We start from the raw sequence: 15224 nt of genomic DNA, 5'->3' as shown, positions 1-15224 counted from the left end.
GCCTGTTTGTGCATACGTACGATATCTGCAGATCTTATGCCGCAGTAACTTGTTTGCCACGATTGCGAATCCACTTGATGACATCCATCAGTATGACAGCGACAAGAGCAAGTCCGCCTGCAATCAGGAACTCATTCCAGCCGAATGTATCCGGGATGGCGAAGACGCCGCGAACACCTGGAATCAGTGTAATTGCATAGAGACAGAGACATACCAGGATGGAGCCAAGCACGAATTTATTGGTCATAAAACCCACCTGGAAGATCGTCTGTGTGTTGGAACGTGCTGCAAATGTTTGCAGACTGCGTGCCAGAATCAGGGTTGTGAAGGCCATAGCTACACTGATTTCCTCCGAAATACCAAGTCCAATATATTGAGACACAATAACAGCTGCACCAATCAGGACACCACGTGTAATCACAGCCTGCAGGGTTCCACCTGCGAAGATACCCTCGTTAATATCACGTGGTTTACGCCGCATGACATCTGGCTCTGGTTTCTCTGTACCCAAAGCAATGGCAGGCAGGGAGTCGTTCACCAGATTGATGAACAGCAGCTGAAGGGCCGTAAACGGATTAACCCAGCCGACGATCAAGGCAAACAAAATGGCGATAATGGCGCCGAGGTTACCGGCGAACAGGTAAGCGATGGCTTTTTTGATGTTATCAAATACCATCCGCCCAACACTGACCGCATTTACAATGGAGACAAAGTTATCATCCGTCAGAATCATGGCAGCCGCATCCTTGGCGACATCCGTTCCGCTACCCATCGCTACGCCGATGTCAGCCTGTTTTAGCGCTGGTGCGTCATTAACTCCGTCTCCGGTCATCGCTGCAACCTTGCCTTTGCGTTGCCATGCACGCACGATCCGGATTTTATTCTCAGGTGATACTCTGGCGTATACCGAGATGTGTTCGAGTTGTTGATCCAGCTCTTCATCAGACATTTTGTCCAGTTCGGCGCCGGTAATGGCGAGATCATCCGGTTCGGCAAGGCCGATATCCACACCGATCGCCTGAGCCGTCGTTTTGTGATCTCCGGTGATCATGATGGTGCGAATGCCCGCTTTTTTGGACTCTTCAATCGACCCGTATACCGCTTCACGCGGTGGATCAATCATCGCTGTCAGACCAACAAGTGTCAGATCATGTTCGTCATCAATAGTGACCTGGTTTTTGTCATCAAATTTTTTGTACGCATAGGCCAGTACGCGGAAGGCACGTTTGGAGAAGGCCTCATTTTTTTCTTCAAACTGTGTGCGAATCTCGGGTGTGAGGGGCTGAACCTCACCGTTGATAAATACATGACTACAGCGACTGAACAGCACATCCGGTCCACCTTTGGTCAGCAAAGCCGTCTGTCCCTCGAAGGTATGCACCGTACTCATGAGTTTTCGATCCGAGTCAAAAGGAAGCTCAGCTTCACGCGGGAACTGGTCACGGATTTCATTGTAATCCTTGTTCACCCGGTTGCTGAAGGCAATGAGAGCCACTTCGGTTGGATCACCCAGTTCCTTGCCTTCCTGGTTAATATTCGAATCATTGCAGAGCACTGCAATATGTAACAGACGTCGTTCCTCTTCCGACCACTGATCGGGATCATCGGGGAATTCGTCCTTGGTACCATGGGGAATGTAATAATCAACGACAGTCATCTTATTCTGAGTTAGTGTTCCTGTTTTATCCGTACAGATGATACTGGCAGAACCGAGCGCCTCAACGGCAGGCAGTCTGCGAATAATCGCATGTTGTTTGGCCATCTTATTCGTTCCGAGTGACAATACGATCGTCACAATGGAGGAAAGTGCCTCAGGAATGGCAGCAACCGCAACAGCTACGGCAAACATCAGTGCATTTACGATGGATGGCCCGATATTCTCCGTACCTTCGGTCAACCATACACGACCGGCTTCAATACCAAAGATGAGAATCGACAACCCCAGGATGAAAAAGCCCAGTTTTTTGCTGAATGATTCCAACTTGCGCTGTAACGGTGTGTTCTTGGCTTCGGCATTTTCGATCAGTTCGGCAATTTTACCAATTTCCGTCTTGAGAGCCGTACCTGTAATAACAAGCATGCCTCGTCCATATACGACCAGTGAGCCACTGAAGGCCATATTGCGACGATCTCCGATTGGAGCTTCATCCGGGATGGTATCGGCGTGTTTTTCCGCAGCTTCGGATTCTCCGGTCAGCATGCCTTCGTTGATTTTCAGACTTCCTGATTCCAGGATACGCCCGTCTGCCGGGACATAATCACCTGCATCCAGCATAACAATATCACCGGGAACGAGTTCCCTCGCCGGCATGGTTTTTTTCTGCCCGTCACGAATGACTTTGGCTTCGGGTGCAGACATTTGTTTCAGCGCGTCAAGCGAACTCTCGGCTTTTTTGGTCTGAACTACGCTGATTACCGCGTTGAGCAATATAACCAGGAATATGATCAACGATTCAATCAGGTGTCCAAGTACAACCTGTACCGCGGCTGCAATCAGCAGCACGATGACCATCGGATCTTTGAAATTTTCGAGGAACAATTTCCAGACAGGTGTTGCACCTTTCCCTTTTAACTCGTTATATCCTTCCGTTTCAAGTCTCTTGGCAGCTTCGGAGGTTGTGAGTCCCTTGGAGGAACTCTGTACATCCTGAAGGGTTTCCTCCGCACTGTGTCTATAATGTTGCAATTGACCAGCTCCTTGAATAGTAGATTTCTCTCTGTGTATTACCCTTACGGGCAAAATCTAGAATCGTTTCATTTCCGTATTTTTTTAAGATTATGGATTATATATGATTTTTAGCTGTACACAGTATTTTTCATAATGATCCGAGATATGCCTTTTTTCGAATATTATTATTTCCAGTTTGCATGATGGTTTAGAAAACCAATATAGATTTAGATTAAATACTGTGTGCACCATCACACTAGCTCATATCAGGGTCTGTTACGCTATTACATAACGAACTGCGTTTTAATCTAAGTTTGGAGGGGAATCATATGTTTTGTTATCAGTGCGAACAGACGCCGAGTGGCGGGTGTACCGTGGTAGGGGTATGCGGCAAAAACGAAACAATCGCAAGTTTGCAGGATACGATGATTTTTGCGTTAAAAGGTATCGCTGCTTATGCGACACATGCACGCCAGTTGGGATATCATGATCCTGAGGTGGATCGGATTACACATGAGGCATTATATATGACATTAACGAACTCGAATTTTAATGTACAGGAACATCTGGAGATGGCGATGAAGGTAGGTAATGCAGCCATCCGCATTATGGATGTGCTGGATCGTGCGCATACGGACCGCTTTGGTGTACCGCAACCGATTACGGTTAGCCAGAACCAGATCGAAGGACAGTGCATCGTGGTGACAGGGCATAATCTGTATGCATTGGAGGAGTTGTTACGTCAAACCGAAGGGAAAGGAATCAACATCTATACCCACTCGGAAATGTTGCCTGCGCACGGTTATCCGGCGCTGAAGAAATATGCCCATCTCAAGGGTAATATCGGTAAAGCATGGTACGATCAGCGCAGACTGTTTGAACAATTCCCGGGTGCTATTCTTGCAACAACCAACTGTGTTATGCCGATTAAAGGCACCTATGCAGACCGCTTTTTCTCATACGAAGTGGCGGGTCTGGAGGGGGTTGCCAAGATTATGGATGATGACTTCTCACCGCTGATTGAACGTGCATTGTCACTGCCTGCGGCTAATGTACAATCGGAGCAAGTCTTAACGACAGGATACCATCATGAGACGGTGATTGGGCTTGCGCCCGAGATTATTCAAGCGGTGAAAGACGGTCATATCCGTCGATTCTTCGTTATTGCCGGTTGTGATGCGCCAGGCAAAGGTGGCAACTACTATCGTGAACTCGCGACATCCTTGCCGAATGATACTGTAATCCTTACGACATCCTGTGGTAAGTTCCGCTTCAACGATGTGGATTATGGTACGGTTGGAGACACGGGTATACCGCGTTATATTGATCTGGGTCAATGCAATAATTCCGGTTCTACGGTGAAAATTGCAATGGCTTTAGCGGATGCTTTTGGCTGTACTGTAAATGAGTTACCTGTCAGCATTGTGCTGTCCTGGTTTGAGCAAAAAGCTGTTGCGATCCTGCTTGGCCTGTTCAGCCTCGGTATTCAGGACATTCGCATTGGACCAAAACCGCCTGAGTTCATATCGGAAGGTGTCTTGGATGTACTCGTGGATATGTTTGGTCTGAAGTTAATTACAACAGCAGAAGAAGATATGAACGCGATGTTGGCACTGTCATAGGATGAGGATGTATATTTACACGTAGAGTATGACTCATAAGTAAAGATGGATAAGAGCCTACATAAGAGTAGGCTTTTTTGCTTTTTCGACCTTCATAGGTCCATATACCTTGTATAAATGAACATGCAATGTCAGGGAAATTAGTTTTTTTATCCTATTGAAGTTTTTTCATGGAAATGTGTATATAGATAGAGGCAGATTAGATCATAACACATCACAAAACACGGGTTTACCGTAACATGAGGAGATTGTACATAATGCATAACACACTGATTGAAGATTGGTTGAAACTCGCAGGTGGCAAGGAGAACATCAAGCTCGTAGAACATGATAAGGGGACAACGACACTGGTACTGAAGGACAATACACAATTGAACATGTCGGTTCTTGCCTCCACATATGTTGTAGCAGATATTCAGGTAACAGGTGAGCAGTGTCATCTGACAATAAGAGATGAATCTTCCCTGATCTACAATGCGTTACTGGGTATGGACGCCTGGGATTCGACAGGGACAGCGTTGCAGGAAGCGGGACACGTGAAGAAGAACAGATTCTCGATCTTACATTTTGTTTCCGATGTATTCAGGCCCTTGATGCCTGCGATTCTCGGAGCCGCTGTTATTAAAATTGTAGTCGCCATTATAGCGTTAATGGATACGTACAGTTCTGCGGATTCTTCCGCATTGATGGACAGCCAGACCTTTACGATATTCAGGATCATTGGAGACAGTGTATTTTATGTACTGCCTGTATTGGTAGCAATCAGCACAGCTTATCGGTTGAAGAGCAATATCTATGTTGCAGCATCTATTGGCGGACTCATGTTTTATCCGGAGATGACGATGCTGATGTCAGGGGAAAAAGAGGTGCATTTCCTGGGTGTGCCACTTGTGTCCCAGCCTGCTTTTTACTCTACGCCCATCTGGGTCATTCTCACGATCTGTGCAGCCGCCTTCTTGGAAAGAGTCGTTGAACGATGGAGTCCAAAATTCTCCAAAGGGATGTTTGCTCCATTCCTGACGTTACTGATTGTTGTTCCGCTAGTATTGATGATACTTGGTCCAGTCGGTACCTGGATTGATGAATATCTGCCACAGGCATTGGATTCACTAGTAGCTAATGCTCCAGTGTTGTCGGTGATGTTACTGGGAGCGGTCTTCTCGCTGATGTTAATTATGGGATTACACTACTGGCTGATTGCCATCATCATGAATGATATGCTCATGAATGGTTCTTCCATGGTGATTCCTGCTATATTAGTGGCGATTGTAGGACAAGCGGGGGCCGCGCTCGCAACCGCTTTGCGTTCGAAAGAGTCAGCTTCCAAAAGAGTTGCTTTCTGGGCAACGGGAACAGCCCTCCTTGGAGTGGTAGAGCCTGCATTGTATGCAGTCAACATGAGAAAGAGATCCTTCTTCTATGCGGCATTACTGGGTGGAGCTGCGGGTGGACTGTATTTTGGGTTGTTATCTGTCAAGGCATTCGCTATCGTTGGGAATCCGAGCTTGGTCAGCCTCCCGCTCTTCAGCGAAGAGGGCAGCCTGAATCTGTTACACACTTGCATCGGTGTAGTCATTGCTTTCGGTGTGGCAGGTGGACTGACGTATTGGATGGCAGGAAAAGGACAGAAACGGGGACAGGGGTCACCAAAATCCAGCATTGAGTAATACGTAAAACGTAGCATTGAGAAGTAGCATTTAAGTTGTAATAAAGAGCCTGTGCCTGATAGCACGGGCCTTTTGTTGTTTTTGTATCTGAATAATACTAGTATGAAATGCCCAGTAGCTGTCCACCATTTTATTCAAGCCATAGCTTGTTGGTTATGGAGTTGTCATGTATTTTGATATAGTGAAACCTATAAATCTGGATTACTAATCCCTTTGAAAGGATAACCTATGTCTGACAACATGGAATGGATTGCTCAATGGAAGTCAACGAATGCACTAAGCAACGCATGGATAACGAAAGGCGAGCTGCATCACTTTTTCAGTCACACCTTGATATTTATTATTGATGGAAAAGCGATCTGGAATATAAATGGAAACCGAGTTCACGTCTCCTATGGAGAATTAATTGCGCTTGAAGAGAACTCCGTAATGGAGGTCATTGAAGGTGGCAACCTGGATCTGGCAGGCTGGCATGTTCAGTTCGATACATATTCGGTGCTGCATGATAGACGGGAAGCTGAGAAGTTCGAATGGCAGTTACCGTCAGGAGAGGCGTATCAGAAAGTTCAACTGCCCGGTGGAGGTTTGGCAAGTATCATTCAGCATTGGAGTGAAGTGCATTCACAGGACCAGAGTGCAGGAAGGGTTGGCCATCAGCATTTGTTATATGAGTTGTTAAGTAATCTTTATCGGAAACAGCCAGATGACGAGTTAAAGCCAGAACACGCTATACTTCGCTCCATTGACTACATGCAGCAACATTATGATCAGGTCATTACACGAACACAGTTAGCTCAGATTGCCGGAATCAGTCCATGGCATTACTCCCGCAAATTTAGCGAGCGATATGGTAAGCCACCTCTGGATTATCTGGCACACTACCGGATCTACCGTGCGCAGGAAGAATTGATATTAACAGCTGCAACCTCACAGGATATTGCCAAAAAATCTGGTTTTGAAGATGCTCATTATTTTAGCCGACGCTTCAAACAACTGACTGGCGTATCACCTAAGATATATAGGCAGACGATGACGCAGCGCAAGATCGTATCACTTTCTCCAATCTGTGCAGAAATTATGATTCATCTGGGTGTCATCCCCCATGCCGTAGTGGTCACCCCGATCCTGTTGTCGCCACATCACCATGAACAATTTACATCGTATGGAGTAGAGATGCTGGAGGTAACACAGTATGAGGTGGAGATAGAACTTGTTCGACAAGTTCAACCGGAGATATTGATAGGAAACGTATTGACGGAAGAGGTCAAAAGGGGGCTGCGCACAATTGCACCGATTCTAACCGGACTTCATCAAGATGTAGAACCAATGCTCGATCAATTGGCAGCCTGGTTTTATAAAGAAGATGAGGCTTTTAAACTGCATCAGCAGATGAAACACGAAGTCAGCGTAGCTAAGCGACAGTTGCAACCCATCATCCAATCCGCGTCCACTGTCATGTTGCTAAGGGTAGAAGCGTTTGGTTATCGATATCTGGGTGGGCATTCACACGGGGTATCACACTTGTTATATGAACAGCTTGGATTAACACTGCCGCAAGCACTTAATTCAGGTGCAGCTTGGTTTAATCCTTGTTCGCTGGCCCTGCTCACACAAGCCAATCCCGATTATTTGTTTGTGGAGAAGCGGATCATGCAGCACTTTAGTGCTGAAGAGAATTTGAGGAAACTATGGGAGAGTCCACAATGGAATGACCTGAAGGCTGTGAAAAATAATCGGGTATTTTACGTAGATACTCACCTGTGGGTAGACGGCCACGGAATTACGGGACACACTCTGATTCTCAATCAGATCATTCGCCATCTTACGGAACCTCTTCATGAGAGAGCACAATAATCCAACGGAATACGCACGATATGCTATGGAAGCAACACTTCTTATTTGATACTATTTGATAATAATTATCATTATCAATATACATAAGGGGCGAAGTATATCATGTTACGAAGATTTAAAGGGTTGGGCATCATGCTGTTGGTGATCAGTATGATGCTGGCGGCATGTTCCGGTGGAACTACTGAAGAGAACGCTACAGCTGGAACAGCAGGTACTCCAACTGAAGGAGCAGCGAGTACTGCGGAAGAAACAGCGACTGAAAGTGGGACTAAGGTGGTGAAGGATCAGTTTGGGGAAGTAACGATTCCTGCCCATCCTCAAAATTTAATTGTGTTTGATTCGATCTATGCCGAGTATCTGATTGAGATGGGGGTTACACCCCAAATGGTTTTGTTAACTCCCGAAGTTGAAGCGGAATACCGTCCTGCTTATTTGAAAGAACATGGCGTTCAGGTCATCGAAGTGGAGCAATACCAATATAACTATGAGCAGTTGCTGGCGCTGTCACCGGATATGATCCTTACAGCGGGGGAAGGTATGGAACAGGGCGTATATGACGAGTTATCCAAAATCGCTCCTACAGTTGCACTGGATGCCAACAGTGAAATGAAACGTGCCATGCCGAAGTTGGCTGCCATATTCGATAAAACCGAAGAATCTGCCAAAATACTGGCTGAATTCGACGAGAAAGCCTCACAAGCGAAAGAGAAAATTGCAGCAGCCCTTGGAGACAAGACCGTATTGGTTCTCCGGGTTGAGCACAATCGTTACCGTTTCATGGGTCCCAAAGGTGGAAGCAGCAGTGTTTTCTTCTATGATATCCTGGGTCTGAATAGTCCTGAAGCTATTAAAGATTCTACAGATTGGTTTAGCCAGTTCTCACTGGAATTCTTGCCTGAGATGAATCCGGATTATATTTTCCTAGAAGACAGAACCCTCGTAGGTTATGACACGAAGAAATCTATGGAAGATCTGAAAGCAAGCCAGGTGTGGTCGAATCTGGAGGCTGTGAAGAATGATCATGTCTTTCCATTGAAAACAAGTCAATTCGTATCAGGTGTGGGTCCGATTGGCTCTGTAAAATTGATGGACTATGTTGTTGAAAAGTTGGTGCCATAGATGAAGATGGAGACACAATTGGATATCTACGATATTACGATCATTGGTGGTGGGCCAGCTGGCATGTATGCCTCATTTTATAGTGGTATGAGAGCCATGCGCACCAAGATCATCGAAGCCAAGCAGGAACTGGGTGGATTCATGCGTACGTACCCCGAGAAGTTGATCTGGGATGTGGGCGGGATTGATCCGATTCGCTGCGAGAAGCTGATTGAATCGCTGGAGAGACAAGCGAGAACGTTCGATCCAACGATTGTGTTTGGTCAGGAAATTGCCGAGCTGGAACGACGTGAGGATGGTGTATTTGTACTCATTTCCAAAACAGGCGAGCGTCATTACACACGTACCATCCTGTTATGTGCGGGCAGAGGTATGACTCAGGTGCAGAAGCTGGATGTCGAGGGTGCCAATCGGTATGAGCTGACGAATCTGCACTATACCGTAACTGATCTATCTCGATTTGCAGGGAAGCGTGTTCTGATCTCGGGTGGCGGCGATTCCGCAGTCGACTGGGCGAATGAAATGGGCAAGATCGCAAGTGAAGTTACGGTAGCACACAGACGTCATGAGTTTACCGGACACGAGTCGCCAGTTGCTCAGATGAAAGCTCAAGCGAGCGTCATGACGCCATTTAGCATCTCACGCTTACACGGTACAGGTGACAAAATCGATCGTGTCGAGCTAGCCCATGTAGAAACCGGTGAGATCACACATGTTGAAGTGGATGAAGTTGTTGTAAGCCATGGGTATGATCGTGATTTTGGTAACCTCGTGCAATGGGGGCTAGCGCGTGAAGATTACGGCGTATCCGTTGATCAGCGCATGCGTACCAACATTCCAGGCATATTCGGAGCAGGTGATTTCATCACCTATGGAAGCAAAGTCAGGCTGATCGCTGGTGCTTTTAACGATGCGGTGCTCGCAGTCAACAGTGCCAAGACGTATCTGGAACCTGACGCGTCTGATATGGCGGGTGTCTCTTCCCACAACGCCCGGTTCTATGAGAAGAACAAAGCACTATTGTAAAATAAGAAGAACCTGTGTGAAAGGGATAAGCATAGCAAAAGCCAGTCTAACATCGAGATTATCTCGTGTTCGACTGGCTTTTTTATCTGCATATTATATTGAAAATTGGTCTATGCATTTATGTTATAGACTGGATTCATAGACCAATTTACTCATTATAGGCACTATAATTTTCTAATTTATAGTTAATAGTCTATGCCCCTCGTGATGGATACACATAGTATGTGGAGAAATATCACGGAGGTGAGTTGATTGTTAAATCGTCATGGAAAACGCATTTGTAGACGTAAATTTAAACAAAGCATGCATTGTCGCGTTAAGGTTAAGGTGGTAAAGGTTAGACCTAAGGTTGTGGTTAATGCACCGCAAGGCGCTCAAGGAATTTCTGGACCAATAGGACCGATAGGTCCAAAAGGGGCAACTGGCGCTCAAGGGATACCGGGACCACAAGGACTGCAAGGGATTCCGGGTATACAAGGGCCAGTCGGGCCAGCAGGCGCGCTCGGAGCAGTGGGTCCAGTAGGGCCAGTCGGGCCAGCAGGGGCGCTCGGAGCAGTGGGTCCAGTAGGTCCAGCAGGAGCAACAGGAGCAACAGGTCCGGCCGGTCCAGTTGGGGCTGGAATATCCGATTTCCTAAGTGTTTTCCGAGCAGATCCTGGCACAGGCACAGACACAGTACCTGGCAACTCACCAATAACTTTAACCGGGGTTTTGGCTAATGTTGGAGGTGCATTCACTTTCGTGCCGCCGTCCTCCACGATAACAATCAATGAAACAGGAAGTTACTTGATCTCTTTTAGCATTCATAATCAGGGCGATGCAGCTTTCAACCTCACGGTAAACGGAACGCCCATAACTCCTGTGCCTTTCACAGGTAATGGAGGTGGACCTATCTCTGCTGAAGTAATTATTACAGTAACAACGGTTCCGACGACGATCCAGCTGGTAAATGCGAATGCAACTCCTGCACAGTTGCATAACAATCTAAATACCACTATGACCATTCTAAAACTGACTCCTTAATTCCGATTCTCAATATAGTCTATGTCAGCATAAAAATAAAAGTTTATGTCTTTTATCCAGTCAATAAGTCTATTTATCCAGCAAGATAGTCTGAACTAGTAGGCACTGGAGAGTGGCGGGACGATGAAGCGCATAGACTTCACCGCTGCTCTCTGCGTTTCCAGAGCCCAGCCTACCATTCGAACCAATCAACTATGATGCGAAAAGATTCGTACCAATAATGTGATAATCTGGTGAATTGTTTGTTGTATAAGTCCATATTGCTTCGTTCTCCATTATACTTAATGAAAACGGACGAGGAGATGGACTCCAAATGAAAAAACAAATGTGGATCATTGCAAGTGTTGCAGTTGTGATTGTAATCGGAACCTATTTGTTTGCAAGCAATACGGGCAAGGAAGAGGCGGGTACAGCCAATGCGCCCAACATCCGAAAATTGGTGGAAGATATCAGCACAGGAAAAGAGAAACCGGAATCTGCCTCCATTAATGCCAAACAGTTAATCGTCACCGATCAAGATGAAAAAACCATTACATATGATTTGCCTGAGAACGAATTTTTCCTTTCCATTGCACCCTATGTGGACCAGACCCATCCCTGTGCAATTCATAGCTTGACCGGTTGTCAGGGGGAAATGAGCAATAAGGAATTCAGTGTTACCATTCACGATTCTCAAGGCAACACGTTTATGAAAGATGAAGTGATGAAGTCTGGTGCAAACGGATTTATGGATTTTTGGGTTCCAAGAGACAGAACCTATCTGATTCGTATTGTTCGAGATGGAAAGGTTGCAGAAACGCAATTGTCTACATACGAAAATGATAATACATGCATCACTACGATGCAGTTGAGTTAATGTAAACAGACAGCAATCGAAGGGAAGGATGGCCGTTGAGCTATCCTTTTCCTTTTTTATTTCATAAAAGAGTTGGAATAAGGTACTTTTCATTGACAAAAATCCATTCCTACGGCATAATCCAATAGTGATAATGATAATTGTTATCATATAAATACATATAAACAGGGGAGATAAAGATATGAAAAAAGGGTTAAACGGACTGTTGATCATGCTGGCATTTGTGCTGGTTTTGGCGGGTTGTGGTAAAACCACGACTACAACAGACACAAGTCAAGGTACTAATTCGGGCAGTGCTCCAGCTGAGGAGACAGCAGGTCCTGTTACCGTGAAGCATAAACGTGGAGAACTTAAGCTGGACAAGCCAGCAGAACGTGTTGTTACGCTTGAATGGACATATACGGAAGATGTTGTTGCCCTGGGGGTTCAGCCAGTAGGTAATGCAGATAATGCTAACTATAAAGTGTGGGTAACATCCGAAGCAGCACTGGATGATAGTGTAACGGATATCGGAACACGCGGTGAGCCGAATCTGGAAGCTATTGCTGCATTGAAGCCGGATCTGATCATTGCTAACGCAGATAATAATAATGCGGTCTACGATCAGCTTAATGCTATCGCACCAACCATTGAATTCGATCCGTATGATGGCGATGGCTATAATTATGACAAAATGACAGAGATCTTTAATACCATTGCAACAGCTCTTGGTAAAGAAGACAAGGCTAAGCAAGTTCTTAGTGATCTCGATCAGCACTATGTGGAAGCCAAAGAAAAACTGGCTGCTGCAGGTAAAGAAAATTTCAACTTTGCACTGACTCAAGCATTCACGTATCAAAATGCAGTCAGCCTGCGTATGTTTACGGATAATTCGGTCGTTATCGGTACATTGGACAAAATTGGTCTGGTGAACGATTGGAAGCCGGACAAACTGGAAAACTACGGCTTCTCGACAGTAGGAATTGAGTCGTTGACCGCTGTTAAGGACAGTAACTTCATTTATATCACTCAACCAGACGATGACGTTTTTGGCACAGCCATGAAAGATAACTCAGTTTGGAACGGACTGAACTTCGTGAAGGACAAACGCACCTATCAACTGGCCAGCACCACATGGACTTTTGGTGGACCGATCTCCTCCAAAGTATTGGTTGACGGTGTTGTTGAGGCGATTACCAAATGAGTTCGGTTCAAAGATCCAAGCCAACGATGAATTGGCGCACAATAAGCATATATGGGGGCGGTTTGACCGCTCTCATCGTGCTTTTTTTTGTAAGTCTAATTTATGGAGAGGCATCCATTCCTTTGCATGTCGTTTGGGACTCGCTCACAGGCAGACAGGATTCATTAGAGCATAATATGGTCTGGGATTTGCGGATGCCGCGTACGGTGATTGGTATTCTTGCAGGCGGTGCATTGGCTGTTGCGGGCGCTTTGCTTCAGACGATTACGCGTAATCCATTGGCTGCTTCGGATACACTGGGCATTAATGCAGGAGCGTACTTTGTGGTGGTACTGGGAGCTATCGCTTTTCCAGGTCTATTAAGTCAGTCGCCTTTTCTTTTCGCAGCACTAGGTGGTTTGCTGGCAGCATTTGCGGCTTATTTCATGGGCGGCGGACGAACATCAAGCCCGGTCCGACTTGCGTTGTCCGGTATGATTGTATCAATGGTGCTTGGTTCATTTACAAGTGCATTACATATTTTTTTCTCCATGGAGACACAAGGATTGTTCCTTTGGGGCTCCGGAACACTTGTCCAGAATGACTGGAGTGGTGTGTTTTATGCTTTGCCTTGGGTGGTTGGGATTACCCTTCTCACGTTAATCCTGTCCAGACAGTGGGATATGCTGGAGCTGGATGAATCAACGGCTTCTTCCTTGGGACAAAAGGTTACATTGGCTCGTGCAGTAGGGTTAATTCTTGCTGTATTGCTGGCTGCCGTGATTGTCAGTGTAATCGGACCGATTGGGTTCGTGGGACTGGTTGCACCTCATCTGGTTCGATTGAGTGGTGTACGTTCTAACCGATTACTTTTACCTGGTGTGTTCATATGGGGCGCAGCGCTCCTGGTTGGAGCAGATGTCCTAGCCAAGATGGTGCATAACTCCAGCATGGAACTGCCAACGGGTGCCGTTATGGCGATTATTGGTGCACCGTGGCTCATCTGGCTTGTTCTTACACGCATGAAGGCTGCGAACGGATCAGGCATGTCTACTTCAATGAGCACAGGAGGAGCTGCGCGTCGCTTTGCATTTGGCCCGATGGCTGTATTATTCTCAGTCATAACGGTGATGCTTATCTTGCTCAGTACGATGTTTGGCGGTATGCGAATTCCGCTGGCCGATTGGTTACCAAGTCTGTTCCAATCGGATGGACTGTTCTCCGCGCTAATTCAGCTTCGGATTCCGCGTACACTTGTTGCCGCAGGTGCAGGAGCTGCACTGGCAATTAGTGGTGTGCTTATTCAGATGGCGGTACGTAACCCGCTGGCAGATGCTTCAATTGTTGGTGTGTCCTCAGGTGCAGGGCTTGGAGCGATGATGGTCATCATCTTATGGCCGGGTCTTCCGATATACTTGCTGCCAATTGCGGCAATCATCGGTGCAGCCATTGCTGCAGTGGTGGTGTTCTCCCTCGCCTGGAAGAAAGGACTGAACCCTTCGGCGGTTGTGTTACTGGGGATCGCGATGTCTGCCATTGCTGGAGCAGGTATTCAGATTCTGATTGTCCGTGGTGCAGTATACGGTAGCAGCGGATATATCTGGCTGACAGGAAGCACCTATGCTCGTACCTGGGAACAGGTGAGGGTTATCGGATTATTTTTAGTTATTCTGGTACCGGTGGCTTGGTGGCTGGCACGCAGATTCGAATTGCTGGTATTTGACGACAATAGTGCATCCGGGCTTGGTCTCGGAGTACGTCGTACACGATTATTAGCCATGACAGTTGGTGTATTACTTGCAGCAGGTGCTGTTGCTTGCGTAGGAACCGTTGGTTTTATCGGCCTGATTGCACCACATATGGTACGGCTACTGACGGGGAATAAGTTAAGACGATCCATGTTCCTATCCGCATTAGCGGGTGCAGTCATGCTGGTGCTCGCTGATACCATCGGCAGAACCGTCATGGCACCGACAGAGATTCCATCAGGCATACTCATTGCGATCATTGGAACACCGTACTTCCTGTATCTCATGTATCGTTCTAACTGGCGAAAGTCTGTATAAATGGTTGAAACCGGAAGCCTGCTCCCCGAGCAGGCTTTTTGCTATGCCTTTTCAACATTTAGCTACCAGCTTAAAAATCCGTTTAACCGGTCCTCATCGATGGTTTGTCGGACCCTAGAAGGCACAACACAAGTAGCATTATCCATTGAATGTCTGGTCCT

General features: G+C 46.5%; 10 protein-coding genes. 9 read left to right on the top strand and 1 reads right to left on the bottom strand.

What is annotated here, in order from left to right; all coding sequences use genetic code 11:
• Positions 1 to 34: 34 nt before the first annotated feature.
• Positions 35 to 2686 carry a cation-translocating P-type ATPase gene (locus MHB85_RS22925; RefSeq protein ID WP_341073756.1) on the bottom strand — a complete coding sequence of 884 codons (2652 nt, stop codon included), beginning with the start codon at positions 2684 to 2686 and terminating at the stop codon, positions 35 to 37.
• A gap of 311 nt (positions 2687 to 2997) precedes the next feature.
• Here MHB85_RS22925 and hcp point away from each other — a divergent pair, with 311 nt between their 5' ends.
• From hcp to MHB85_RS22880, 9 genes are all read left to right on the top strand, one after another.
• A complete protein-coding gene (gene hcp, locus MHB85_RS22920) occupies positions 2998 to 4290 on the top strand; it encodes a hydroxylamine reductase (protein WP_076328178.1) in 1293 nt (430 codons plus the stop codon).
• 257 nt (positions 4291 to 4547) lie between these two features.
• Entirely contained in the window at positions 4548 to 5957 is a 1410-nt protein-coding gene (locus MHB85_RS22915) for a PTS transporter subunit EIIC (protein WP_341073755.1), read from the top strand.
• A 228-nt stretch (positions 5958 to 6185) separates the two neighbouring features.
• Complete coding sequence (locus MHB85_RS22910) at positions 6186 to 7811, top strand: helix-turn-helix domain-containing protein (protein ID WP_341073754.1); 1626 nt, start codon at positions 6186 to 6188, stop codon at positions 7809 to 7811.
• Between the two features lie 102 nt (positions 7812 to 7913).
• Positions 7914 to 8930, top strand: a complete 1017-nt coding sequence (locus MHB85_RS22905) for an ABC transporter substrate-binding protein (protein ID WP_341073753.1) — start codon at positions 7914 to 7916, stop codon at positions 8928 to 8930.
• 6 nt (positions 8931 to 8936) lie between these two features.
• Positions 8937 to 9956, top strand: a complete 1020-nt coding sequence (locus tag MHB85_RS22900) for an NAD(P)/FAD-dependent oxidoreductase (protein WP_341074267.1) — start codon at positions 8937 to 8939, stop codon at positions 9954 to 9956.
• 351 nt (positions 9957 to 10307) lie between these two features.
• Positions 10308 to 10979, top strand: a complete 672-nt coding sequence (locus tag MHB85_RS22895) for a collagen-like protein (protein WP_341073751.1) — start codon at positions 10308 to 10310, stop codon at positions 10977 to 10979.
• Between the two features lie 313 nt (positions 10980 to 11292).
• Positions 11293 to 11835: a CueP family metal-binding protein gene (locus MHB85_RS22890; protein ID WP_341073750.1), complete on the top strand. Its 543-nt coding sequence runs from the start codon at positions 11293 to 11295 to the stop codon at positions 11833 to 11835.
• 181 nt (positions 11836 to 12016) lie between these two features.
• A complete protein-coding gene (locus MHB85_RS22885) occupies positions 12017 to 13018 on the top strand; it encodes an ABC transporter substrate-binding protein (RefSeq protein ID WP_091013657.1) in 1002 nt (333 codons plus the stop codon).
• On the top strand, positions 13015 to 15063 hold the full coding sequence (locus tag MHB85_RS22880) for an iron ABC transporter permease (RefSeq protein WP_341073748.1): 2049 nt from the start codon (positions 13015 to 13017) through the stop codon (positions 15061 to 15063). The genes MHB85_RS22885 and MHB85_RS22880 overlap by 4 nt, the downstream gene beginning before the upstream one ends.
• Positions 15064 to 15224 lie beyond the last annotated feature (161 nt).

It is taken from the genome of Paenibacillus sp. FSL K6-4396 (genome assembly GCF_038002525.1).
Lineage (GTDB): Bacteria > Bacillota > Bacilli > Paenibacillales > Paenibacillaceae > Paenibacillus > Paenibacillus amylolyticus_B.
The sequence above is the reverse complement of the archived record's forward strand: the minus strand, read 5'-3'. Positions and strand labels throughout refer to the sequence as shown.